Origin of the sequence: Bradyrhizobium macuxiense (assembly GCF_007993935.1) — a bacterium.
Taxonomy (GTDB): domain Bacteria; phylum Pseudomonadota; class Alphaproteobacteria; order Rhizobiales; family Xanthobacteraceae; genus Bradyrhizobium; species Bradyrhizobium macuxiense_A.
In genome coordinates this window covers 451213-474586 of sequence record NZ_VITY01000002.1, presented here as the reverse complement: position 1 = coordinate 474586, position 23374 = coordinate 451213, and the positions used below count along the sequence as shown (strand labels likewise).

Here is a 23374-nt window from a genome sequence, read left to right as displayed (position 1 = left end):
TGCTCGCAGGAAAAGGGCGGCACTGGCGAAAGCCACTGCCGCCTTTTCTTTGTCTCGTGCTAGCCTTTGCCGACGGCGGGCAGAAAGTATTCGCCTGAAGAAATCCGGAGGAAACAAGCATGGCGAGCGAATTTGCGGCGGGCAATTACCGGTTCATTCCGGCCGTGTTCCAATATTCCAGCGGCGCGCAGGCGAACGCCGGCTATGAGATCGAGCGGGTCCGCTTCGATCGCCTGGTGCCGCTCGCGGAAGGCTTTGCGCGGATTGCGGCCTACATCAAGGACGCCGGCCGGCCGTTGACCGCGTTCTGCGCCTGCGAATTGCGCTCGCCGGCCGCCTTCACCGAGGACGGGTTCCGCGCCTTCAACCAGCACTACGTCAAGACGCTCGCCGAATGGGGGCTGTTCGACGGCACCGTCAATCCGGTCGCGCGGAGCAACGTCTGTCCCGAGATCGATCCGCCGGCAGAGCCGTCGTTCTACGCGTTCTCGTTCACGCGGCCGAGCGCGACCACGTCACCGTCGTTCGTGATCGCGGGCGGCGCCGAGGCGCGCAGCGGCACTGCCAGCTATCCCGACCGCATCGTTTGCTATCGCGATCTCAGCCCCGGCGCATGGCGCGAGAAGGTCCACTTCACCGCCGGCGAGATGGAGCGCCGTCTGGCGGAGTTCAGCTTTGGCTGGCAGGAGACGACGGCGGTGCAGGCCTACACCGTGCACGACATCCATCCCGTGGTCGTCGACGAACTGGTCCGCCGCGGCGCCACGCGCTCCGGACTGACCTGGCACTTCTGCCGCCCGCCGGTGGTCGATCTCGAATACGAGATGGATTGCCGGCGCGTGTTGCGAGAGGTGGTGGTCTAGCTTTCGGAGAAACCAACCGTCGTCATTGCGAGGAGCCAACGGGTCGCGCGAACGCGCGCCCGATGACAGGCTCCGCGACGAAGCAATCGATAGTTCCGCATACGTGGACCGATGGATTGCTTCGCTTCGCTCGCAATGACGCGGATAGCACTTCATAGCTCTGTCCTCCGTCATCCTGAGGTGCGAGCGGAGCGAGCCTCGAAGGATGCACGGCCCCGCTGGTGGCCGATTCATCCTTCGAGGGCCGCTGAAGAAGCGGCCACCTCAGGATGACGGCAAGGATTCTGCGCTCGCTGCGGCCGCGACGGTGGCTTGTCACCGCGCCTTCGGATCGAGCGCGTCGCGCAGGCCGTCGCCGACCAGATTGAACGACAGCACGACCAGGAAGATTGCAAGCCCCGGCCAGATCGTCATCCACGGCGCGCTGGTCAGGAAGCGTTGCGCGGCGTTGAGCATGCTGCCCCAGGATGGCGCCGGCGGCTGCTGGCCGAGGCCGAGGAAGGACAGCGCGGCCTCGGCGATGATCGCGGCCGCGATCGACAGCGTCGCCTGCACCAGGAGCGCCGGCAGGATGTTGGGCAGGATGTGGACCAGCGCGATGCGCCAGCGCGGATTGCCCATCGCGCGCGCCGCCTCGACATAATCCTCGACCTTGACGCTCATGACCTGGCCGCGGGTCAGGCGGATGAAGATCGGGGTCGCCGAGACGCCGATCGCGATCATTGCATTGCCGAGGCTCGGGCCAAGGAACGCGGCGAGCGCGATCGCCAGGATCAGGAACGGGCAGGCCAGCATCGCGTCGGTGATGCGGCTGATCAGCGCGTCGATGAAGCCGCCGCGATAGCCGGCGACGAGGCCGAGCGGCACGCCGATCGCAAGCGCGATGCCGATCGAGATGACGCCAGCAAGCAGCGAGGCACGGGCGCCGAACACGACGCGGGCGAGCACGTCGCGGCCGAGCTCGTCGGTGCCGAACCAGTGCTGCAGCGACGGCGCCTTGCGCACCAGCGACCAGCTCGTTGCGATCGGATCATAGGGCACGATCAGCGGCGCGAACACCGCGAGCAGGATGAAGAGCGCGATCACGACGAGGCCGAGCATTGCGCCCTTGCGCCGGACCAGCCGCCGCCAGGCGCGCCGCGCCGGGCTCTCCAGCGTCTCGGCCCCGGCAAGCGAAGCTGATGTCCCGAGCGTTGTGTCGGTCATCCGGTCAGCCCCTCAGCCGCGGGTTGACCAGGATATAGGCGATGTCGGCGATCAGGTTGAGCGTGATGTAGATTGTCGCTGTCGTCAGCACCACGCCCTGCACGACTGCATAGTCGCGGTTGAACACGGCATCGACGATCAGCTTGCCGAAGCCCGGGATCGAGAAGTTCTGCTCGGTGAGGACCGCGCCCGACAGCAGCGTGCCGAGCTCGAGCGCGCCGAGCGTGATGATCGGCGTCAGTGCGTTGCGCATCGCATGCTTGAGGATGACCGTGCGCTCGGACAGGCCCTTGGCGCGCGCGGTGCGGACATAGTCGCTCTCCAGCACCTGCAGCATGGCGCTTCGTGTGTGCCGCATCAGGATCGCCGCGATCGCATTGCCGAGTACGAAGGCAGGCATGATGGTGGCCGCGATGCTGGCCCGCCAGTTCTCGGTCAGCGGCACATAGCCGGAGGCCGGCAGCCAGCCCAGTTCGATCGAGAACAGGAAGATCAGCATGATGCCGAGCCAGAAGTTCGGCGTCGAGATGCCCCACAGCGCGAACAGATTGGCGCCGTAGTCCCAGGCGGTGCCCTTCTTCACCGCCGAGACGATGCCGGCGGGAATGCCGATCAGGAACGCGATCGTGATCGCCATCGCCGCAAGCTGCAGCGTCACCGGCAGCTTCTGCGCGATCAGCTCCAGCACCGGCATCTTGTTGCGCAACGACTCGCCGAAATCACCCGACAGCACGCCCTTGATCCAGTAGGCGTACTGCACCGGGATCGGCTGATCGAGATGATACTGCGCGCGGATCTGCGCGATGACAGCCGGATCGCGCTCCTCGCCGGCCATCACCAGCGCCGGATCGCCCGGCAGCAAATGCTGCAGCGAGAAGATCAGCACCGAGACGAAGAACAGCGTCGGCACGATCTGAACCAGCCGCTTGGCGAGGAAGTTCAGCATGACGACGCTCGTGTCCCGGACATCGGCGCGATCACTTCAGCTTCAATCCGACCACGCGCACGAGGCCGTCCGGCATCTGCTTGTAGCCGTCGAGCTTTGTGGTGTGCGCGATGATGATGCGCCGATGGTAGATATAGAGCAGCGGCTCGTCCTCCTGTTCCAGCTTCGTCAGCCTGGCGTAGATTGCCTTGCGCTGTGCCATGTCGGTGGTGAGGCGGGCATCGTCGAGCGCCTTGTCCGCGTCGGGATTGGCCCAGGCGCTATAGTTTTGCGGCGCGTCCTTGTGCAGGAAGACATAGGAGTTGCCGTCCGGATCGATGCGGCCGCTCCAGGCCAGCAAAAAGGCCTGATACTCACCGGCTTCCGCCTGCTTCAGCGAGGTCGCAAATTCGGTGACCCGGATCTTCATGTCGAAGCCGGCTTCGGCGGCCATCGACTGAACGACTTGCGCGGTGCCCTCGGCCTCGGGTCCCTTCGGCACCATGAAGTCGACGCTGACGGGCGGCGTGATGCCGGCCTCCTTGAGCAGCGCCTTGGCTTTCGCGACGTCGCGCGGGCGGATCGGAAACTCCTTCTGGTAATAGGGATGGTCCGGGCTGATCCACTGGTTTCCGGGCTTGAACTCGCCGTTGAACACGACCTGGTTGATCGCCTCACGGTCGATCGAGAGGTCGAGCGCCTGACGGACCTTGGCGGATTGGCTCAGGGGACCCTTGGCCTTGTCCTTGCCGATGTTGAGCGTGATGCCCTGATAGCCGAGCTCGATCGCGGTCGAGACCTTCAGGCGCGAGTCGGCGCGCACGTCCTTCAGGTCGGTCGCGAGCACGCGTTCGATCAGGTCGAGCCCGCCCGACTTCAAATTGGCGAGTCGCACCGTGGCATCCACGATCGGCAGATAGACGACGCGGTCGATGAAGACGTTGTCCTTGTTCCAGTAGTCGGTAAATTTCTCCAGCACGATGCGGTCCTGCTGCACGCGCTCGACGAATTTGTAGGGACCGGCGCAGACCGGATGCAGGCCGAACTTGTCGCCGGCCGCCTTCGCCGCCTTGGGCGACACCATCATGCCGGCACGGTCGGTGAGCTGGGCGATCAGCGGCGAGAACGGTGCCTTGAGCACCAGCTTGATGGTCAGGGGATCGACGACGTCGACATGATCGACGCTGGCAAGCTCAGGCTTGCGGAACGAGCCGGGGAAGGTCAGATGCCGCTCCAGCGAGAATTTCGCCGCTTCCGCATCGAGCGGCTCGCCGTCTTGGAATTTGACGCCAGGCCTGAGCTTGATCGTGACCTCCTTGCCGTCGGCGGAGGTCTCGTGCGACAGCGCGAGCTGCGGCACGATGTTGAGCTTCTCGTCGATGTCGAACAGCTTGTCGCAGAGCGCGGCGAACACGATGCGGCCGACATAGGTGCGCGCCATGGTCGGATCGAGCACGTCGGGGTCCTCGGCAAGGCCGATCCGCAGTGTGGTCTGGGCCTGCGCGCTGACCGCCAGCGACAGCAGCAGGGCGGCGGCAGTCGCCGCCAAACGAAACATCCTCATCGCGCAACTCCCCATCATCATGCTTGCGGCCCCGTCCCGACCTTACCAACCCCGCCGTAGCCGGCGCCTTCCGCGGCTCCGCTGAACGCTGCGACCAATTTCTCCAGCGACGGCGAGAAGCCGCCGTCGGCGGGAACGATGTTCTCCCCGGGCGGTAGCTCCGCGGTGCGGTGACAGGCCGTGGCGTGGCCTGAGCCGTCTGCCAGCAATTGTGGACTCTCGCTGCGGCAGCGCGCGATCACATAGGGGCAGCGGGTGTGGAAGCGGCAGCCGGAGGGCGGATTGAGCGCGCTCGGCAGCTCGCCCTCCAGCACGATGCGGCTCCGCTTCGCGCGCGGCTTCGGCACCGGGATCGCCGACAGCAATGCGCGGCTGTAGGGATGGCGAGGGGCAGCGAACAGCGCGTGCGCCTCCGCCGTCTCGACGATGGTGCCGAGATTCATCACGGCGACGCGGTCGGCGATGTGCTTCACCACGGCCAGATCGTGCGAGACGAAGATGTAGGCGAGCTTCAGGCGATCCTGCAGGTCGCGTAGCAAATTCAGGATCTGCGAGCGGATCGAGACATCGAGCGCCGACACCGGCTCGTCGCAGATGATCAGCTTCGGCTCGACCGCAAGCGCCCGGGCAATCGCGATGCGCTGGCGCTGGCCGCCGGAGAATTCATGCGGATAGCGGCGGGCGAAGCGCGGCTCAAGGCCGACCAGACGCAACAGCTCCTCGACCCGCGCGCGGCGGCCCGCCGCCGGGACGAGATTGTGCAGCGCCAGCGGCTCGGTCAGGATCTGGCTCACCGTCATGCGCGGGTTGAGCGAGGCGTAGGGGTCCTGGAAGATCAGCTGCGCGTCGCGGCGGAAGGCGCGCAGCTGCTCGGCAGTGAGCGCGCCGAGATCGCGCCCCTCGAAGCGGATGCGTCCGGCGTCCGGCTCGATCAGCCGCAGCACCAGCCGGCTGACGGTGGATTTGCCGCAGCCGGATTCGCCGACCAGCGCCAGCGTCTTGCCGGCCTCGACGGTGAAGCTGACGCCGTCGACCGCCTTCACGTGCGCGGTCGGCCGTCCGAACACCGAACGTTCGGCGACGAAATGCTTCACCAGCCCGTCGACCTCCAGCAGCGCGGTCATGACACCAGCCGCTCCAGCGGCGCGCGGATGCAGCGCGAGGCGTGGGTCGCGCTCAGCATCGCAAGCGGCGGTGGGGATTTGGTGCAGGCATCCTCCACGAACGGGCAGCGTGCGGCGAAGCGACAGCCGGCAGGCGGGTTCGCCATGTTCGGCACCATGCCCTCGATGGTGGCGAGATGGCTGGTGCGGCGGTCGAGCCGCGGGATCGAGCCGAGCAGGCCGACCGTGTAGGGGTGCTGCGGATTGGCAAACAGCTCGTCCACCGGCGCACGCTCGACGATCTCGCCGGCATACATCACCGCGACCTCGTCGCAGACTTCGGCGACGACGCCGAGATCATGGGTGATCAGGATGATCGCCGCCCCGCTTGCGGCCTTCAGCTCGCGCATCAGATCGAGGATCTGCGCCTGCAACGTCACGTCGAGCGCGGTGGTCGGCTCGTCGGCGATCAGAAGCTGCGGGTCGCAGGCCAGCGCCATCGCGATCATCACGCGCTGGCGCATGCCGCCGGACAGCTTGTGCGGAAACTCGTCGATGCGCTTCTCGGGCGAGGGGATATGCACGCGGCGCAGCAGCTCGATGGTGCGTTCGCGCGCCGCGCGCCGGGAGCCGCCACGGTGGCGCAAGATGGTCTCGGTGATCTGGTCGCCGATGGTGAAGCTCGGGTTGAGCGAGGTCATCGGCTCCTGGAAGATCATGGCGAGGCGATTGCCGCGCAGGTCGCGCAGCGTCGCATCCGGCACGTCGAGCAGGTCGAAGCCGTCGAAGCGGATCGCGCCGGAGACCGCGGCGGACTGCTTCGGCAGCAGCCCCATGATCGCGAGCGACGTCACGCTCTTGCCGCAGCCGGACTCGCCGACCAGGCCGAGCGTGGCGCCGTTGGCGACGGAAAGATCGACGCTGTCGACGGCATGCGTGATGCGGCCATCGTCACCCTGGAAGGTGACGCGCAGGCCCTCGATCTCGATTAGCGGGCCGGCGGTCATTCGCGGCTCTTGGATGCCGCTGCGATGCTGGCGTCGATCGTGGCGCGGTCGCTGGTTCCGGCCGGGTTGGCGCGGGTCGGCATGAAGCTGCGGAACGGCACCCAGTGCTCGCGGCTGACCGCTTCCAGCCGTTCCAGCTCGCGCAGGGGATCGGCGTGGTCGTCGACCCGCAGGTCGAGCAATGGCCATTGTTCGGTGCCGTGGATCAGAAGCGCCGCCGACTGCTTGCCGCGCTTGTCGCCGCCGGCCGCCTCGCCGGCGAACATCGCCTTGATCAGCCGCTCTGCAAACGGGAGCGCTTCGTTCGCAGCATAGACGCGCGCGGTCTCATCGAGCACCGCGGGTCCCGTCAGCATGTTGCCGGCGACCGAGAAGCCGTCACCCGCGATATGGCCGAACCAGTCGATGCAATCCTTGCCGGAATGCGCGGCGATGCGGCCGTTGGCGTCGATGATATGCACCTGCCGGCTCTCGCGGCCGCCGTCGGGTGCGATGAGCGCCGCGATCACCTCATGCGGGCTCTTGCCGCCGCGTAGCAGTGCGAGGCCGTCGATGCCGTAATACGGATTGACCAGCGCCTGCGTCGCGACGGCGCCGATCCCGGGTGTGATGTGCGGTACCAGCGCGCCGACCGCGAAGAACCGCGTCGCGACGGCGATGCCGAGCTGGCCGGTGTCGCTGTCACGGGCGATGATCGACCAGGTCATCTCATCTCTCTTCTCCCTCTCCCCGCTCTTTGCGGGGAGAGGGTTGGGGTGAGGGGCTTGTTCCGCGAAGGCGGTGCCAATCGGGTACGCGGAGATTCCCCCTCACCCGGAATTCAAGCTGCGCTTGAATTCCGACCTCCCCCCGCAGGCGGGGCGAGGTGGAGTGTGGAGCTCGCTCTGCGATCCGACGCGACGTCATCATGCTGCGGCGATCACCTTCTTTACCGGCCTGCGGCGTAACCCTGCATGCCGCGCGGGTTGGCGGCGGCGCGGCGGCGGGGACCGACCTTCGAGGCCGCGGTGAGGCGGCCTTCCGACCAATCGGGACCAATCTCCACCACGTGGCCGCGGCGTTTCAATTCGTCGATGGTCGATTTCGGCACGCGGTTTTCCAGCACCAGCACGCCGGGGCGCGAGGTGCGCGGCCAGAACGAGATCGGGAAATGCTCGGAGTGCCAGGCCGGCGCGTCGATCGCCTCCTGCAAATTGAGTTTCGCATGGACATGGCGCAGGAAGAATTGCGTGATCCACTGGTCCTGCTGGTCGCCACCCGGCGAGCCCCAGGCGAGATAAGGCTCGCCGTCGCGCAGCGCCATGGTCGGCGACAGCGTGGTGCGCGGCCGCTTGCCCGGCGCCAGCGAGGCCGGGTGATTTTCCTCCAGCCAGAACATCTGGGCGCGGCTGCCGAGGCAGAAGCCGATCTCGGGAATGACCGGCGAGGATTGCAGCCAGCCGCCGGACGGCGTCGCCGAGATCATATTGCCGGCCTTGTCGATGATGTCGAAATGCACGGTGTCGCCGCGCACCTCGCCGAACCGCCCGACCGTCGGCTCGCCGGCGCCCATGGCGCCGACCGCTTCGCGATGCCCCTCGGCGTGTCGCAGCTTCACGACACCGCCGAATCCTTCGACCGAGCCGGGGCGGAAGTCGAGCGAGGCCTTGTCCTTCGAGATCAGCTTGCGCCGCTCGTTGTTGTAGGCATCAGACAGCAGCGTTTCGATCGGGATATCGGTGAACTTGGGGTCGCCATAGAACGTCTCGCGATCGGCATAAGCGAGCTTGGCGGCTTCGATCTGCAGATGGATGAAGTCGGGGCCGGCGGGATCGAGCCCGTCGAGTTCGAAACCCTTGAGCAGCGCGAGCTGCTGCAGCATCACTGGACCCTGGCTCCAGACGCCGGCCTTCTGCACGGTGTAGCGGCCGTAATCGTAAGTCAGCGGCGCCTCGATGGTCGGCTGCCAGCGCGCCATATCGTCGGCCGACAGTACGCCGCGATGCGGCGAGCCGGAGACGTCCATCACCTCCTGGGTGCGGCAGAACTTGTCGATCACCTCGGCGACGAAGCCCTTCGACCAGGCCTGCCGGGCGCGCTCGATCTGCGCCACGCGGTCGCCGCCGGCGCTCTCCGCCTCGGCCAGGATGCGCGCGTAGGTCTCCGCGAGCTTCTTGTTGGTGAACAGCGTGCCGGGCTTCGGCACCTCGCCGTTCGGCAGATAGACGTCGCCCGATGTGGTCCAGTATTTCCGGAACAGCTGCTCGACGGTCTTGATGGTGGCGGAGGCGCGCTCGACCAGCGGATGGCCGTCACGGGCATAGCCGATCGCCGGCTCCAGCACGTCGCGCAGCCGCAATGTGCCGTAGTCGCGCAGCAGCAGCATCCAGGTTTCGAACGTGCCGGGCACACAGGCGGCGAGCAGGCCGGTGCCGGGCACCATTTCGAGGCCTTCGCTGCGATAATGCGCGATCGTCGCCTTGGCCGGCGCCGGCCCCTGGCCGCAGATCACTTCGGTTTTGCCGCGCTTGACGTCGTGCACGATGATCGGGACGTCGCCGCCGGGGCCGTTCAGATGCGGCTCGACCACTTGCAGGGTGAAGGCGGCTGCCACGCCCGCATCAAAGGCGTTGCCGCCTTTTTCCAGCGTCGCCATGCCGACCGCGGTGGCGATCCAGTGCGTCGAAGTGACGACGCCGAAGGTGCCTTCGATCTCCGGCCTTGTGGTGAATGGATCGGGGTTGACGTTGCTCATGGCTATTCACCGTTCGGCGGCTTGTTGGGCTTTTTGCGCGCGCACTTGATCACAGCCGGGCTGGTATGCCAACCGCTTGGTGGACATGGCCGCTCCCATCCGCGTGATCATGCCGGAACGGCGGCGGCAGGGCTGTTGACGGCGTGGCAGGCGACGCCGTCGATCAGTTCCGGCGACTTCTCGCGGCAGAGATCGAAGGCGAGGGGACAACGCGGATTGAACGAGCAGCCCCGCGGCGGATCGATCGGGTTGGGAATCTCACCCTTGACCGGGATGCGCTGGCGGCCGGACATCGCAAGATCCGGAACCGCGCCGAGCAGCATCTTCGTATAGGGCATCCGCGGGTTCTCGAACAATCTTCGGCCCTCGGCGATCTCGACGATGCGGCCGAGATACATCACGCCGATCCGGCTCGCCATGTGGCGGACGACTGCCAGATTGTGGCTGATGAACAGATAGGTCAGGCCGAACTTGTCCTGAAGGTCGCGCATCAGGTTGAGGATCTGCGCCTGCACGGAGACGTCGAGCGCCGAGGTCGGCTCGTCGCAGACGATGAACTCGGCTTCGGAGGCCAGCGCGCGGGCAATCGCGATGCGCTGGCGCTGGCCGCCGGAAAATTCGTGCGGGAATTTCTGGCCGTCGTCGGGGTGCAGGCCGACCAGCGAGAGCAATTCGCCGACCCGGGCCTTGATGTCGCGCTCGCCCTGGATCAGGTCGAAGGCGCGGATCGGCTCGGCGACGATGGCGGCGACCCGATAGCGCGGGTTGAGGCTCGCATAAGGATCCTGGAAAACCATCTGGATGCGCCGGCGCAGCCGGCGGCGCGCCTGGCCCTGCCGCGGATCGGTCATCGAGACGCCGTCGATGACGACTTCGCCCGAACTCGGCGGCAACAGGCCGACGACCATGCGCGCAACGGTGGTCTTGCCCGAGCCGGATTCGCCGACCAGCGCAAAGGTCTCGCCGCGCTTGATGTCGAAAGAGACGCCGTCGACGGCTTTGAGGAATTCGGGATGGCCGCCCTCGATCACGCGGTTGAGCCACGGTTTCGAGACGTCGAAGACGCGGCGCAAATTCCTGACCTCGATCAAAGTCCCGCTCATGCCGCGGTCTCCTTCGCGGGCTCGAACAGGTGGCAGGCGACGGATTGCGTGCCTTGCCGGATCGGCTCGGGGCGTTCGACGCGGCAGCGATCGAACGCAAACGCACAGCGCGGGTTGAATGGGCAGCCCGGCGGGATCGCCGACAGCCGCGGCATCGAGCCCGGGATCTGCACCAGCCGCTTGTCCTCGCCCGCCAGCGTCGGGATCGCGCCCATCAGGCCCTTGGCGTAGGGATGCAGCGGGTTGCGCACCACCTCCTGCACCGGGCCGATCTCGGCGATGCGGCCCGAATACATCACCGCGACGCGGTCGCAGGTCTCGGCGATCACGCCCATGTCGTGGGTCACCAGCATCACCGCCGTGCCGTGGTCGCGGCCGAGCCGCTTGATCAGCGCGATGATCTGCGCCTGCACCGAGACGTCGAGCGCGGTGGTCGGCTCGTCGGCGATGATCAGCTCGGGCTCGGCACAGATCGCGAGCGCAATGACGACGCGCTGGCGCATGCCGCCGGAGAATTCGTGCGGGTAGCCGTCGATGCGCTTTTCCGGCGCGGGGATGCCGACTTCGGCCAACAGATCGATGGCGCGCCGGCGCGCGGCGCTTTCGCTTAAGCTGGTGTGGGTGCGGATGGTCTCGATGATCTGGTCGCCGATCCGGTAGAGCGGATTGAGGCTGGTCAGCGGATCCTGGAAGATCATGCCGATCCGCTTGCCCCTGACGCGGCGGATCTCTTCCAGCGGGAGGTGGTCGATCCGCGTGCCCGACAATTCGATCTCGCCGGCGGAGATGCGGCCCGGCGGATCGATCAGCCCGATCACGGCAAGGCCGGTGACCGACTTGCCGGCGCCGGACTCGCCGACCACGCCGAGCACCTCGCCCTTGGCGATGTCGAACGACACGCCGTTGATGGCGCGCAAGGTGGCGCGGCGGGTGACGAATTCGACCTCGAGATTGCGCACGGAAAGGACGGGCTGGGTCATCGGAGCTTTGGGTTGAGTGCGTCGCGCAGCCAGTCGCCGAGCAGGTTGATGGAAAGGATCAGGCCGGCCAGCGCAATGCCCGGGAAGGCGACGATCCACCATTCGCCGGCAAACAGATAGTTGTTGCCGATCCGGATCAGGGTGCCGAGCGAGGGCATGGTGTCGGGCATGCCGGCGCCGAGGAACGACAGCGTCGCCTCGGTGATGATCGCGAGCGCGAGGTTGATGGTGGCAATCACGAGGATTGGGCCCATCGTGTTCGGCAGCACGTGCCGCAGCAGGATCTTCGGCGCGGGCAGGCCGATCAGCTGTGCCGCCGCGACATAATCCTTGTTCTTCTCGACCATGACCGAGCCGCGCACGGTGCGGGCATATTGCACCCAGAAACTGAGGCCGATCGCGATGATCAGCACGCCGAGCGTGCTCATCTCGTCGAGCCGGTTGCCGAGCAGCGATTTGGCGACGCCGTTGACCAGAAGCGCGATCAGGATCGCGGGGAAGGTGAGCTGCACGTCGGCGATCCGCATGATCACGCTGTCCACCACGCCGCCGAAATAGCCGGCGACCAGCCCGAGGGCGATGCCGAGCGCGCCGGCGAAGACGACGCCCGCGAGGCCGACCGCAAGCGAGATGCGCAGACCGAAAAGGATCGCCGAGAGCACGTCGCGGCCCTGCTCGTCGGTGCCGAGCAGGAACGGGCTCTGGCCGTCGGCGGTCCACAGCGGCGCGATTCGCGAGTTGATCAGCTGCAGCTGCGCCGGATCGAACGGGTTCTGCACCGCAAGCCATGAGGCGAAGATTGCCAGCAGAAAGAACAACAGCGTGATCACGGCCGCGACCATCGTCAGGCGGGATCGGCGGAAAGAATAGAAGATGTCGCTGTCGAGAGCGCGCTTGAACCAGCCGGCAGGTGCCTGCGGGTGATTCTCGGAGCGATGGGGGACGACGGCGTCGGACATCGGTTGGTCCCTCACGTCGCGCGGCTGACGGTCGAGCGCAAGCGCGGATCGACCACGGTGTAGAGGATGTCGACGACCAGATTGATGGTGACGAAGATCAGCGAGACCATCAGGAGGTACGCGGCCATGATCGGGATATCGACGTTTTGCACGGCCTGCACGAACAGAAGCCCCATGCCCGGCCACTGGAACACGGTTTCAGTGATGATCGAGAAAGCAATAACCGAGCCAAACTGCAGGCCGGCCACCGTGATCACCGGAACCAGCGTGTTCTTCAGTGCATGGCCGAAATGGATCGCGCGCGTGGTCAGGCCGCGGGCGCGGGCGAAGCGGATATAGTCGGTCCGCAGCACTTCCAGCATTTCGGCGCGCACCAGCCGCATGATCAGGGTCATCTGGAACAGTCCGAGCGTGATCGCCGGCATGATGATCGCCTTCCAGCCGGAGACGGTGAGGAGCCCGGTCGACCACCAGCCGAGCTTGACCACCTCGCCGCGGCCGAAGGAGGGCAGCCAGCCCAAGGTCACCGCGAACAGATAGATCAGGAGGATGCCGATCAGGAAGGTCGGCAGCGAAATGCCGATCAGCGATATCGCCTGGAATAATCTGGCGAGGATGGTGTCGCGGCGGAGCGCCGAATAGACCCCCATCAGGATGCCGGCGACCATCGCGAGCAGCGTCGCGCAGATCGCAAGCTCCAGCGTCGCCGGCAGGCGCTCCGCCAGCAGCGACGAGACCGGCAGCCGGAACTGGTAGGACACGCCGAACTTGAACTGCAGCGCATTGATGAAGTAGCGGCCGAACTGCACCAGCACGGGATCGTCGAGGCCGAGCGAGTGCCGGATCTCAGCGCGCTGCGCCGCCGAGGTGTCGATCGAGACCATCTGGTTCACCGGATCGCCGGCGAAGCGGAACATCGCGAACGCAATGACGCCTACGGCGAGCATCACGCCGATCGCCTGCAGGAGGCGGCGAAGAGTGAAAGCGAGCATCTCTACCTTTCACTGCTTTTGACATTTGGCGCGCGGCTTTGCGCGGCCTGAAAACGCGAGGTCCCGGAAGCCTGCGCTTCCGGGACCCAATTCGCCGAAACCACTATTCACCCTGCTTGGTCGCCCAGTAGAGCAGCACCTGGTTGTCCGCGCGCTGGGTCAATTTGACCTTTTTCGACACGCCCCACACCAGCGGCTGCTGATGCAGCGGAATGTAGCCGTAATCCTTGATGACGATCTCATAGGCCTGCTTGATCAACTGGTCGCGCTTGGCCGTGTCGCTCTCGACCAGGACCTTGTCGGTGAGCGCGTCGACTTCCTTGTTGCAATAGCCGCCGAGATTGGCCTCGCCACGCGTCGCATCCTTCGGATCGTCGCGGCAGCCGAGGATGTCGTGCAGCACGTTGTGCGAGTCTGACGTCGCGGGCGTCCAGCCCAGCATGAAGAACGAGGTCTGGTAGCCGCCGGGCTTCAGCACCTTGGCGAAATACTGCGCCTTCGGCTGCGCCAGCAGGTTCACCTTGACGCCGATGCGGGCCAGCATGCCGACCACGGCCTGGCAGATCGCGGCGTCGTTGACGTAGCGGTCGTTCGGGCAATCCATCGTGACTTCGAAGCCGTTCGGATAGCCGGCATCGGCCAGCAGCTTCTTGGCACCATCAGGATCGAGTTTCGGCCGGGTGAATTCCTTCGACAGCGGATAGAGTTCGGGCGCGATCATCAACGTCGAGGGCGTCGACATGCCGCGCATCACGCGGGTCTTGATCAGATCGACGTCGATCGTCTTGTAGAAGGCTTCGCGGACGCGGATGTCCTTGAAGGGATTCTTGCCCTTGACGTTGGAGTACAAGAGCTCGTCGCGCGCCATATCCATGCCGATGAAGATGGTGCGGATCTCCGGCGCGGTCATGACGGTGGCGATGCCGCTGGAATTGACGCGCTGGATGTCCTGGAGCGGAACCGGTTCGATGACATCGACCTCGCCCGAGAGCAGCGCGGCAACGCGGGTGGCGTCGGAGCCGATCGGGGTGAAGATAATCTCCTTGAGATTATGCTCGGGCTTTCGCCAATAGCCTGGAAACGCCTTGAACACGGTCTTCACGCCGGGCTGATGGCTCTCGATCGTGAAGGGACCGGTGCCGTTCTCGTGCAGCGCCGCGTAGCTCGGCGTGGTCGCGGAGGCCGGCGTCGGTGCGACCGAGTTGTTCTCCTCGCACCACTTCTTGTCCATGATGTACCAGCTATCCCATTGCGAGGTCAGGATGGGATTGGGCGAATCCAGCGTCACGTCGACGGTGTAGTCGTCGACCTTGGTGAACTTGGCGTCGGCCGGGACGTTGCTGAGGAAGTTGGAGCCCTTGGCGCGGACGCGGTCGGCGGAGAACAGCACGTCGTCGGCGGTGAAGGGATCGCCATTGTGGAATTTCACGCCCTTGCGCAGATGGAAGCGCCATTTGGTCGGGGTCAGCGTCTCCCAGCTTTCCGCCAGTGCCGGAATGATCTTGAGGTCCTTGTCGCGCGCGGTGAGGCCTTCGTAGACATGGGCGTGATGCGCGATCGTCGTGGTTTCCTTCAGCGTGTAGGGGTCCAGCGACTTCAGCTCGCCCTGATTGGCATATTTCAGCGTCTGGGCCGATGCCGGCAAGGCAAAGGCGATGAGCGCGACGGCCGTCGCCGCAAACAAACTCCAACGTACCGACATGTGATCCCGCGTCCCCGTTTTTGTCCGCCGGCTGCTTTGTCCGGCTGGTATTATTGATGCATGTTGCCAGAGTTTACCGGCCGCGCAAGCGCGATTTCCCAAAGGGTTAATCGCCTCGCGCGGGTGCAGCGCAATGAATGCGAGGTGAGAGTAGGCGGTTGGTGCGGGCGTGTGACATTCGACTTTCGGAGCGCTGCTTGCCGGTCCCGGGAATGCCGCCGGCGAGCCCCGTTTGCGCCGGCCGCTCGAAACGGTTCGATTGACCATAACGGATGATTGAGGCCGACTATCCATTGGGGCGGGTATGGCTCGCTTGCGCGACGGACCCCGTCCCGGCGATACTGAGCTGGGCCAAGCAGAGCTGGGCTAAGGCGCATTTGAGGAGGCGGATATGAAAGTCAACGTCGAGATAGATTGCACGCCCCTCGAAGCGCGGCAGTTCTTCGGCCTGCCCGACGTGGCGCCGATGCAGACCGCTGTGATGGACAAGCTGCAGCAGCAGATGCTGTCCAACATCGAGAAGATCTCGCCGGAATCGCTGATGCAGAGCTGGTTCACCTTCGATCCCAAGCTCGCCGAGCGCTTCCAGGACATGTTCGTGGCGATGGCCGGCTTCGGCGGCACGAGCAAGAAGAAATAGTGGCCGGTATGGACAGGAGCATTGACGGGACCGAACGCCGGTTGCGCCCACCCAGCCTGTTCCTGATGCTGGCGGAAGCGCGCGGCGTGCTCGAGCTGAATTCGAGCCTGTTGCTGTCGCCTTTGCTGATGCAGGCGCCGAAGGGCGACGGCCATCCGGTGCTGGCACTGCCGGGCTTCCTCGCCAGCGACCTTTCGATGGCGCCGATGCGGCGTTATCTGAAGGAGCTCGGTTATGATGCCTATGCCTGGAACATGGGCCGCAATTTCGGCGGGATCTCCAGCAGGCGGGCCGCGCTGCGCGACCTGCTGAAGCGGGTCCATGAGGCATCGGGGCGCAAGGTCTCGATCATCGGCTGGAGCCTCGGCGGCGTCTATGCGCGCGACCTGGCGTCGCAGATGCCGGAGCTGGTGCGCTCCATCATCACGCTGGGCAGTCCGTTCGCCGACGACATCCGCGCCACCAATGCGACGCGGCTCTATGAGCTGCTGTCCGGCGAGGCGGTAGACGACATTCCCGACATCCGCGCCGCGATTGCCGGCGACATGCCGGTGCCGACCACCTCGATCTATTCCCGCACCGACGGCATCGTGAACTGGCGGACCTCGCGGGTTCGGCCGTCGGAGAGCGCCGAGAACATCGAGGTGCATTTCGCGAGCCACATCGGCCTCGGCGTCAACCCCGCAGCTTTGTGGGCGATCGCGGACCGGCTGGCACAGCCGGAAGGCGAGTTCCGGCATTTTGACCGGTCGGGCCCCTTTGCCATTGCCTACGGGCCGGCAGAACAGGCACTATCCTAAACGACGAGAAGCGCCGCCAAGGCGCCCGCGTGAATTGGCTCTCGGGAGGAGATCATGAGCGACGCCAAGAAGCTGTCCTCGCTGGACGCATCGTTTCTGTATCTGGAAACGCCGGAAATGCCGATGCATGTCGGCAGCATGGCGATCTTCCGGCTGCCCGACGGCTACAAGGGCGACTTCTTCGAGGAGTTCAAGGCGATGATCGCCTCGCGGCTGCATATCGCGCCGATCCTCAAGGCGCGGCTGCAGAAGGCGCCGCTCGACATCGATCATCCGTCCTGGGTCGAGGACGACCAGTTCGACATCGACCGTCATATCTTCCGCGCCAGCCTGCCCGCGCCGCGCGATCGCGCCACGCTGGAGCGTATCGTCGGCTGGATGCACGCCAAGCTCTTGAACCGCGCCCGGCCGCTCTGGGAGTTCTACGTCTTCGAGGGCATGAAGGACAACGAGATCGGGCTCTATTCCAAGATGCACCACGCCTGCATCGACGGTGGCGCCGGCGCTGCGCTGACCAGCATGATCTACGACCTGACGCCGGTGCCGCGCGAGATCGAGCCGCCGGGCGCCAAGAAGGTCGCGCAGGAGCCGCGCGACATCGCGGCCAATCTGATCGACGCCTATCAGCAGCTCTGGACCCAGCCGTTCGAGGCGGCCGCCGCCGCGCAGAAGAACCTGGAGCTGCCGCGCTCCGGCAAGAGCGACCTCGGCTCGATCCTGTTCGACAACGCCATGTTCCAGATCGAGAGCGCGGTGAAGTTCGCGGGCTCGATGCCGACCGTCATGAAGAGCCTGTCCGACGTCGTCGCCAAGGTCGCCGATCCCCGGTCGCGCGAGAACCTGCAGGCGATGGCCTCGCCGCCGACCATCCTCAACAAGGCGATCTCGTCGGAGCGCAGCTTTGCCGGCACCTCGATCTCGCTGTCGCGCGCCAAGGCGCTGGCGAAAGCTTCGGGCGGCAAGCTCAACGACGTCGTGCTGGCGCTCGCCTCCGGCGTGGTGCGGCGCTATCTGATCGGCCAGGGGGCGCTGCCGAACAAGTCGCTGACGGCCGGCGTGCCGATCTCGCTGCGCGAGGAGGGCAATGCCGAATCCAACAACCAGGTGTTCGGCATGATCTGCTCGATTGCGACCGACATCGAGGATCCCAAGAAGCGGCTGGAAACCATCATCGCGCAGTCCACCAAATCCAAGGAGATGTCGCATCCGCTGCGCGCCCTGGTGCCGCAGGTCACCAACATATCGCTGCTGGGCGCGCCGATCCTGGTGCAGATCATGGCGCTGCTCTACAGCCGCTCCGATCTCTCCAACGTGCTCCCGCCGGCGACCAACATCACGGTCTCGAACGTGCCGGGGCCGCGGCAGACGCTGTACGCGGCGGGCGCCGAGCTGCTGCACATCTTCCCGGTTTCGATCTCGACCCACGGCGTTGCGCTCAACATCACCGTGCAGAGCTACCGGGATCAGCTCGATTTCGGCTTCATCGTGGGTGCCAACATCATTCCCCACGTGCAGGTGATGTGTGACATGCTGCCGCTCGAGTTCGATGTACTCGAGGCGGCGTTCGCTCCCCCGCCTGCCGACATCAAGGGCGCGGCCGAATAGGAATTGCCTCAATGATCGACATGCCACCGCTGCAGTTCGCCGAGACGAACGGCATCCGCATGGGGTTTTACGAAGCTGGCCCCAAGACCGACACGCCGCCCGTGGTGCTGTGCCACGGCTGGCCCGAACTGGCGTTCTCCTGGCGCCATCAAATCAAGGCGCTGGGCGAGGCCGGCATCCGGGTGATTGCACCGGATCAGCGCGGCTATGGCGCGACCGACCGGCCCGAGCCGGTCGAGGCCTACGACATGGAGCACCTGACCGGCGATCTGGTCGGCCTGCTCGATCACCTCAAGATCGACAAGGCGATCTTCGTCGGTCACGACTGGGGCGGTTTTGTCGTCTGGCAGATGCCGCTCCGGCACCATCAGCGGGTCGCCGGCGTCGTCGGCGTCAACACGCCGCATTGGGACCGTGCACCAATGGATCCGATCGCGCTGTTCCGCCAGCGCTTCGGCGACCACATGTATATCGTCCAGTTCCAGGATCCGGCGCGCGAGCCGGACCGGATTTTCGGCAGCCGGGTCGAGCAGACCTTCGATGCCTTCATGCGCAAGCCGGCACCGCGTCCCGCAGATGCGCCGCCCGAACAGCCGATCGCGGGCGTCGGGGCGTCGGCCCGGCTCAATCTGGCGTTTCCGCAGATGATTGCGAACTACGACGCCAAGCACGATCCGCGGACGCCGATCCTGTCGGCGGACGAGAAGAAGGTGTTTGTCGACACCTTCACCAGGACCGGCTTCACCGGCGGCATCAACTGGTATCGCAACTTCACCCGCAACTGGGAACGTTCCGCTGGCTTGGACCACAATGTGCGGGTGCCGTCGCTGATGATCATGGCCGAGAACGACGCGGTGTTGCCGCCTTCGGCCGCCGACGGCATGGAGAGACTGGTGCCGGACCTCGAAAAATATCTGGTCAAGGACAGCGGCCATTGGACGCAGCAGGAAAAGCCTGACGAGGTCAGCGCAAAGCTGATCGAATGGCGTAAGCGAAGGTTTGGGTGACGACGCGACAGTAAAGCCGTCATTGCGAGCGAAGCGAAGCAATTCATCTGCCCGCATATGAGGAGAGATGGATTGCTTCGTCGCTTCGCTCCTCGCAATGACGGGTGGAAAGACAAGGGGGCACTTCCAACATGGCGTCCGGCAACAGACTGAGTCCGATCCCGCATCCGCCGACGAAGCCGGTGGTCGGCAACATGCTGTCGCTGGATTCGACCGCGCCGGTGCAGCATCTGGTCAAGCTCTCCAAGGAGCTTGGCCCGATCTTCTGGCTCGACATGATGGGCGCGCCGCTCGTGATCGTGTCCGGCCATGACCTGGTCGACGAGCTCTCCGACGAGAAGCGCTTCGACAAGGCGGTGCGCGGCTCGCTGCGCCGGGTGCGCGCGGTCGGCGGCGACGGGCTGTTCACCGCCGACACCAGGGAGCCGAACTGGAGCAAGGCGCACAACATCCTGATGCAGCCGTTCGGCAACCGCGCCATGCAGTCGTACCACCCGAGCATGGTCGATATCGCCGAGCAGCTGGTCAAGAAATGGGAGCGACTCAACGCCGACGAGGAGATCGAGGTCGTTCACGACATGACGGCGCTGACCCTCGACACCATCGGGCTGTGCGGCTTCGACTATCGCTTCAATTCGTTCTACCGCCGCGACTACCACCCCTTCGTGGAATCGCTGGTGCGCTCGCTCGAGACCATCATGATGACCCGCGGCCTGCCGCTCGAGGGTCTGTGGATGCAGAAGCGGCGCAAGACGCTCGCCGACGACGTCGCCTTCATGAACAAGATGGTCGACGAGATCATCGCCGAGCGGCGCGGCAACACCGACGTGACCGACGACAAGAAGGACATGCTGGCCGCGATGATGACCGGCGTCGACCGCGCCACCGGCGAGCAGCTCGACGACGTCAACATCCGCTACCAGATCAACACTTTCCTGATCGCCGGCCACGAGACCACCTCTGGCCTGTTGTCGTGCACGATCTATGCGCTGCTCAAGCATCCCGAGGTGCTGAAGAAGGCTTATGAAGAGGTCGACCGCGTCCTCGGCCCCGACGTCGATGTCAGGCCGACCTATCAGCAGGTGACGCAGCTCACCTACATCACCCAATGTCTGAAGGAGGCGCTGCGGCTGTGGCCGCCGGCGCCGGCTTACGGCATCGCGCCGCTCAACGACGAGATGATCGGCGGCAAGTACAAGCTCAAGAAGAACACCTTCATCACCATCCTGGTGATGGCATTGCACCGCGATCCCTCTGTCTGGGGCCCGAACCCCGATGTGTTCGATCCCGAGAATTTCAGCCGCGAGGCCGAGGCCAAGCGCCCGATCAATGCCTGGAAGCCGTTCGGCAACGGCCAGCGCGCCTGCATCGGCCGCGGCTTTGCCATGCACGAGGCGGCGCTCGCGATCGGGATGATCCTGCAACGCTTCAAGTTGCTCGACGTGCATCGTTATCAGATGCATCTGAAGGAGACGCTGACCGTCAAGCCCGACGGCTTCAGGATCAAGGTGCGGCCGCGCGACGACAGGGATCGCGGCGCGTTCGCCGGCAGCACGGGCGCAGTTGCGGCCGCGCCGAAGGCACCTCGCGCGCCGACCACGCGTCCCGGCCACAACACGCCGATGCTGGTGCTCTACGGCTCCAACCTCGGTTCGGCCGAGGAACTGGCGACCCGCATGGCCGATCTGTCGGAGATCAACGGCTTCGCCACCCGGCTCGGCCCGCTTGACGATTATGTCGGCAAGCTGCCGGAGGAGGGTGGCGTTCTGATCATCTGCGCCTCCTACAATGGCGCGGCGCCCGACAATGCGACGCAATTCGTCAAATGGCTCGAGAGCGACATGCCGAGGGATGCTTTCGCCAAGGTGCGTTACGCCGTGTTCGGCTGCGGCAACAGCGATTGGGCGGCGACCTACCAGTCGGTGCCGCGCTTCATCGACGAGCAATTGACCAAGCATGGCGCGCGCGCGGTCTATCCGCGCGGCGAGGGCGATGCCCGCAGCGATCTCGACGGCCAGTTCCAGAAATGGTTCCCGGAGGCCGCGAAGGTCGCGACCAAGGAATTCGGCATCGACTGGAATTTCACCCGCACCGCCGAGGACGAGCCGCTCTATGCGATCGAGCCGGTGGCGCAGGGCGCGGTCAACACCATCGTGACGCAGGGCGGCGCGGTGCCGATGAAGGTGCTCGCCAACATCGAGCTGCAGACCAAGGAGGGCGCCCATCCTTCGGAGCGCTCGACCCGGCACATCGAGGTCGAGCTGCCGCCCAGCCTGAAGTATCGCGTCGGCGATCATCTCAGCGTGGTGCCGCGCAACGATCCGACCCTGGTCGATTCCGTCGCGCGCCGGTTCGGCTTCCTGCCCGCCGACCAGATCCGTTTGCAGGTCTCGGAAGGCCGCCGCGCGCAATTGCCGGTCGGCAACGCAGTGTCGGTCGGGCGGCTGCTTACCGAGTTCGTCGAGTTGCAGCAGGTCGCGACCCGCAAGCAGATCCAGATCATGGCCGAGCACACCCGCTGCCCGGTGACCAAGCCGAAACTGATGGCCTATGTCGGCGACGACGACGCCTCGGCCGGGCGCTATCGCACCGAGGTGCTGGCCAAGCGCAAGTCGGTGTTCGATCTGCTCGAGGAATATCCGGCCTGCGAGCTGCCATTCCACCTTTACCTCGAAATGCTGTCGCTGCTGGCGCCGCGCTATTACTCGATCTCGTCGTCTCCGGCCGGCGAGGCGCAGCGCTGCAGCGTCACCGTCGGCGTCGTCGAGGCGCCGGCAAGCTCCGGTCGCGGCATCTACAAGGGTATCTGCTCAAACTATCTGGCGCGCCGCAGAGCCGGCGACACCGTCCACGCCACCATCAAGGAGACCAAGGCCGGCTTCCGCCTGCCGGACGACAATGCCGTGCCGATCATCATGATCGGGCCGGGCACCGGGCTCGCGCCGTTCCGAGGCTTCCTGCAGGAGCGTGCCGCGCGCAAGGCGCAGGGCGCGACCTTGGGGCCCGCGATGCTGTTCTTCGGTTGCCGCCATCCGGAGCAGGACTTCATCTATGCGGACGAGCTGAAGGCGTTCGCCGCCGACGGCGTCAGTGAGCTCTTCACCGCGTTCTCGCGCGCCGACGGCCCGAAGACCTATGTGCAGCATCTCGTCGCCGCGCAGAAGGACCGGGTCTGGGAGCTGATCCAGAAGGGCGCGATCGTCTATGTCTGCGGCGACGGCGGCAAGATGGAGCCCGACGTCAAGGCGACGTTGATGTCGATCTATCGCGAGCGCACCGGCACTGATGCCGATGCTGCCGCGCGCTGGATCGAGGAGATGGGCACAGGGAACCGCTACGTGCTCGACGTCTGGGCCGGTGGCTAATTTCCCGCCTTCGTAGCCCGGATGGAGCGAAGCGAAATCCGGGGCCAGTCGTCCCCTATTTGACACTGTCCCGGATTGCGCTGCGCTCCATCCGGGCTACGGCCATGGTCCCGGCCATGTTACAAGCCGCCGCATGATTCCCTGGGAAAAGATCGATACCGCGCGCATTCCCGGCACTGAGGGTGAATTGCGCCTGATGCGGCGTGGCCGCGAATTCTCGATCATGCTCGGCACCAACGAGCTGATGAACAGCCGCCTGTCCGGCTCCGAAGAGGCGCTGGCGACGCTCGCCGCGAAAAGGATCGAGAAGGTCGCAAAGCCGCATTTTCTGATCGGTGGTCTCGGCATGGGCTTCACGCTGCGGGCGGCGCTCGCCGTGCTCGGAGCGGATGCGCGGATCGTGGTGGCCGAACTGGTGCCGGCTGTCGTTGCCTGGGCGAGAGGCCCGATGGCCGAGATCTTCGGCGACAGCCTGAACGATCCGCGCGTGAGCATCGAGGAGGCGGATGTCGCTGACGTGATCGCGCGCCATCCACGCACCTTCGATGCCATCCTCCTTGATGTCGATAACGGCCCGGAGGGGCTGACCCGCAAGGCCAACGACGCGCTGTACGACGTCTGCGGCCTTCAGGTCGCAAACGCCGCGTTGCGGCGCGGCGGCGTGCTTGCCGTCTGGTCGTCAGGTCCGAATGCCAAGTTCCCGAAATCGCTGTCGAGGGCCGGGTTCGTGGTCAACGAGATTGCGGTCCGTGCCACGGGGCGTGGCCGCGGCGTCCGCCACATGATCTGGCTTGCGGTCAAGGAATAGAAGCCCCGCTA

Annotated in this window: 19 protein-coding genes; 7 read left to right on the top strand and 12 right to left on the bottom strand. The window is 65.5% G+C overall.

Annotation, left to right across the window (positions count from 1 at the left end; translation table 11 throughout):
- Positions 1 to 119: 119 nt before the first annotated feature.
- Positions 120 to 863, top strand: a complete 744-nt coding sequence (cnbZ, locus tag FBZ93_RS06360; protein ID WP_146985089.1) for a 2-amino-5-chloromuconate deaminase CnbZ — start codon at positions 120 to 122, stop codon at positions 861 to 863.
- 315 nt (positions 864 to 1178) lie between these two features.
- Here the strand turns inward: cnbZ and FBZ93_RS06355 are convergent, their stop codons facing one another.
- The 12 genes from FBZ93_RS06355 to FBZ93_RS06295 all read right to left on the bottom strand — a co-directional run bounded on the left by FBZ93_RS06355 (position 1179) and on the right by FBZ93_RS06295 (position 15138).
- Positions 1179 to 2069 (bottom strand): ABC transporter permease, encoded by an 891-nt coding sequence (locus tag FBZ93_RS06355; RefSeq protein WP_146985088.1) that lies wholly within the window; start codon positions 2067 to 2069, stop codon positions 1179 to 1181.
- 4 nt (positions 2070 to 2073) lie between these two features.
- Positions 2074 to 3015: an ABC transporter permease gene (locus FBZ93_RS06350; protein ID WP_146985087.1), complete on the bottom strand. Its 942-nt coding sequence runs from the start codon at positions 3013 to 3015 to the stop codon at positions 2074 to 2076.
- A 31-nt stretch (positions 3016 to 3046) separates the two neighbouring features.
- Positions 3047 to 4558 carry an ABC transporter substrate-binding protein gene (locus FBZ93_RS06345; protein WP_146985086.1) on the bottom strand — a complete coding sequence of 504 codons (1512 nt, stop codon included), beginning with the start codon at positions 4556 to 4558 and terminating at the stop codon, positions 3047 to 3049.
- Between the two features lie 17 nt (positions 4559 to 4575).
- On the bottom strand, positions 4576 to 5682 hold the full coding sequence (locus tag FBZ93_RS06340) for an ABC transporter ATP-binding protein (RefSeq protein WP_146985085.1): 1107 nt from the start codon (positions 5680 to 5682) through the stop codon (positions 4576 to 4578).
- Positions 5679 to 6668 carry an ABC transporter ATP-binding protein gene (locus tag FBZ93_RS06335; RefSeq protein ID WP_146985084.1) on the bottom strand — a complete coding sequence of 330 codons (990 nt, stop codon included), beginning with the start codon at positions 6666 to 6668 and terminating at the stop codon, positions 5679 to 5681. Before FBZ93_RS06335 ends, FBZ93_RS06340 begins: the two co-directional genes overlap by 4 nt.
- Positions 6665 to 7375: a DUF1028 domain-containing protein gene (locus FBZ93_RS06330; RefSeq protein ID WP_146985083.1), complete on the bottom strand. Its 711-nt coding sequence runs from the start codon at positions 7373 to 7375 to the stop codon at positions 6665 to 6667. Before FBZ93_RS06330 ends, FBZ93_RS06335 begins: the two co-directional genes overlap by 4 nt.
- Positions 7376 to 7596: 221 nt before the next feature.
- A complete protein-coding gene (locus FBZ93_RS06320; protein WP_146985081.1) occupies positions 7597 to 9402 on the bottom strand; it encodes a gamma-glutamyltransferase family protein in 1806 nt (601 codons plus the stop codon).
- A 107-nt stretch (positions 9403 to 9509) separates the two neighbouring features.
- Positions 9510 to 10505, bottom strand: a complete 996-nt coding sequence (locus tag FBZ93_RS06315; protein WP_146985080.1) for an ABC transporter ATP-binding protein — start codon at positions 10503 to 10505, stop codon at positions 9510 to 9512.
- Positions 10502 to 11485: an ABC transporter ATP-binding protein gene (locus FBZ93_RS06310; RefSeq protein ID WP_146985079.1), complete on the bottom strand. Its 984-nt coding sequence runs from the start codon at positions 11483 to 11485 to the stop codon at positions 10502 to 10504. The genes FBZ93_RS06315 and FBZ93_RS06310 overlap by 4 nt, the downstream gene beginning before the upstream one ends.
- Complete coding sequence (locus FBZ93_RS06305) at positions 11482 to 12444, bottom strand: ABC transporter permease (protein ID WP_146985078.1); 963 nt, start codon at positions 12442 to 12444, stop codon at positions 11482 to 11484. Before FBZ93_RS06305 ends, FBZ93_RS06310 begins: the two co-directional genes overlap by 4 nt.
- Before the next feature lie 11 nt (positions 12445 to 12455).
- The gene (locus tag FBZ93_RS06300; RefSeq protein WP_074130302.1) at positions 12456 to 13436 is read right to left on the bottom strand and encodes an ABC transporter permease; all 981 of its coding nucleotides are present in this window, start codon (positions 13434 to 13436) and stop codon (positions 12456 to 12458) included.
- 103 nt (positions 13437 to 13539) lie between these two features.
- Positions 13540 to 15138, bottom strand: a complete 1599-nt coding sequence (locus tag FBZ93_RS06295; protein WP_146985077.1) for an ABC transporter substrate-binding protein — start codon at positions 15136 to 15138, stop codon at positions 13540 to 13542.
- 391 nt (positions 15139 to 15529) lie between these two features.
- Here FBZ93_RS06295 and FBZ93_RS06290 point away from each other — a divergent pair, with 391 nt between their 5' ends.
- The 6 genes from FBZ93_RS06290 to FBZ93_RS06265 all read left to right on the top strand — a co-directional run bounded on the left by FBZ93_RS06290 (position 15530) and on the right by FBZ93_RS06265 (position 23363).
- Entirely contained in the window at positions 15530 to 15778 is a 249-nt protein-coding gene (locus FBZ93_RS06290; RefSeq protein WP_146985076.1) for a DUF6489 family protein, read from the top strand.
- A gap of 8 nt (positions 15779 to 15786) precedes the next feature.
- Positions 15787 to 16578, top strand: coding sequence for an alpha/beta fold hydrolase (locus FBZ93_RS06285; protein WP_146985075.1), 792 nt, complete (start codon positions 15787 to 15789; stop codon positions 16576 to 16578).
- 54 nt (positions 16579 to 16632) lie between these two features.
- Complete coding sequence (locus tag FBZ93_RS06280; RefSeq protein ID WP_146985074.1) at positions 16633 to 18183, top strand: WS/DGAT/MGAT family O-acyltransferase; 1551 nt, start codon at positions 16633 to 16635, stop codon at positions 18181 to 18183.
- Between the two features lie 11 nt (positions 18184 to 18194).
- Positions 18195 to 19190: an alpha/beta fold hydrolase gene (locus FBZ93_RS06275; RefSeq protein WP_146985073.1), complete on the top strand. Its 996-nt coding sequence runs from the start codon at positions 18195 to 18197 to the stop codon at positions 19188 to 19190.
- Between the two features lie 131 nt (positions 19191 to 19321).
- The gene (locus tag FBZ93_RS06270) at positions 19322 to 22555 is read left to right on the top strand and encodes a bifunctional cytochrome P450/NADPH--P450 reductase (protein WP_146985072.1); all 3234 of its coding nucleotides are present in this window, start codon (positions 19322 to 19324) and stop codon (positions 22553 to 22555) included.
- Between the two features lie 133 nt (positions 22556 to 22688).
- Positions 22689 to 23363, top strand: coding sequence for a spermidine synthase (locus tag FBZ93_RS06265; RefSeq protein WP_146985071.1), 675 nt, complete (start codon positions 22689 to 22691; stop codon positions 23361 to 23363).
- Positions 23364 to 23374 lie beyond the last annotated feature (11 nt).

What these genes read in the sequence shown, in the direction of transcription:
- FBZ93_RS06320 (WP_146985081.1), bottom strand. Translation starts at nt 9,402, where the DNA reads ATGAGCAACGTCAACCCCGATCCATTCACCACAAGGCCGGAGATCGAA.
- FBZ93_RS06300 (WP_074130302.1), bottom strand. Translation starts at nt 13,436, where the DNA reads ATGCTCGCTTTCACTCTTCGCCGCCTCCTGCAGGCGATCGGCGTGATG.
- cnbZ (WP_146985089.1), top strand. Translation starts at nt 120, where the DNA reads ATGGCGAGCGAATTTGCGGCGGGCAATTACCGGTTCATTCCGGCCGTG.
- FBZ93_RS06340 (WP_146985085.1), bottom strand. Translation starts at nt 5,682, where the DNA reads ATGACCGCGCTGCTGGAGGTCGACGGGCTGGTGAAGCATTTCGTCGCC.
- FBZ93_RS06310 (WP_146985079.1), bottom strand. Translation starts at nt 11,485, where the DNA reads ATGACCCAGCCCGTCCTTTCCGTGCGCAATCTCGAGGTCGAATTCGTC.
- FBZ93_RS06350 (WP_146985087.1), bottom strand. Translation starts at nt 3,015, where the DNA reads ATGCTGAACTTCCTCGCCAAGCGGCTGGTTCAGATCGTGCCGACGCTG.
- FBZ93_RS06280 (WP_146985074.1), top strand. Translation starts at nt 16,633, where the DNA reads ATGAGCGACGCCAAGAAGCTGTCCTCGCTGGACGCATCGTTTCTGTAT.
- FBZ93_RS06285 (WP_146985075.1), top strand. Translation starts at nt 15,787, where the DNA reads ATGGACAGGAGCATTGACGGGACCGAACGCCGGTTGCGCCCACCCAGC.
- FBZ93_RS06305 (WP_146985078.1), bottom strand. Translation starts at nt 12,444, where the DNA reads ATGTCCGACGCCGTCGTCCCCCATCGCTCCGAGAATCACCCGCAGGCA.
- FBZ93_RS06295 (WP_146985077.1), bottom strand. Translation starts at nt 15,138, where the DNA reads ATGTCGGTACGTTGGAGTTTGTTTGCGGCGACGGCCGTCGCGCTCATC.
- FBZ93_RS06265 (WP_146985071.1), top strand. Translation starts at nt 22,689, where the DNA reads ATGATTCCCTGGGAAAAGATCGATACCGCGCGCATTCCCGGCACTGAG.
- FBZ93_RS06335 (WP_146985084.1), bottom strand. Translation starts at nt 6,668, where the DNA reads ATGACCGCCGGCCCGCTAATCGAGATCGAGGGCCTGCGCGTCACCTTC.
- FBZ93_RS06315 (WP_146985080.1), bottom strand. Translation starts at nt 10,505, where the DNA reads ATGAGCGGGACTTTGATCGAGGTCAGGAATTTGCGCCGCGTCTTCGAC.
- FBZ93_RS06355 (WP_146985088.1), bottom strand. Translation starts at nt 2,069, where the DNA reads ATGACCGACACAACGCTCGGGACATCAGCTTCGCTTGCCGGGGCCGAG.
- FBZ93_RS06345 (WP_146985086.1), bottom strand. Translation starts at nt 4,558, where the DNA reads ATGAGGATGTTTCGTTTGGCGGCGACTGCCGCCGCCCTGCTGCTGTCG.
- FBZ93_RS06330 (WP_146985083.1), bottom strand. Translation starts at nt 7,375, where the DNA reads ATGACCTGGTCGATCATCGCCCGTGACAGCGACACCGGCCAGCTCGGC.
- FBZ93_RS06290 (WP_146985076.1), top strand. Translation starts at nt 15,530, where the DNA reads ATGAAAGTCAACGTCGAGATAGATTGCACGCCCCTCGAAGCGCGGCAG.
- FBZ93_RS06275 (WP_146985073.1), top strand. Translation starts at nt 18,195, where the DNA reads ATGATCGACATGCCACCGCTGCAGTTCGCCGAGACGAACGGCATCCGC.
- FBZ93_RS06270 (WP_146985072.1), top strand. Translation starts at nt 19,322, where the DNA reads ATGGCGTCCGGCAACAGACTGAGTCCGATCCCGCATCCGCCGACGAAG.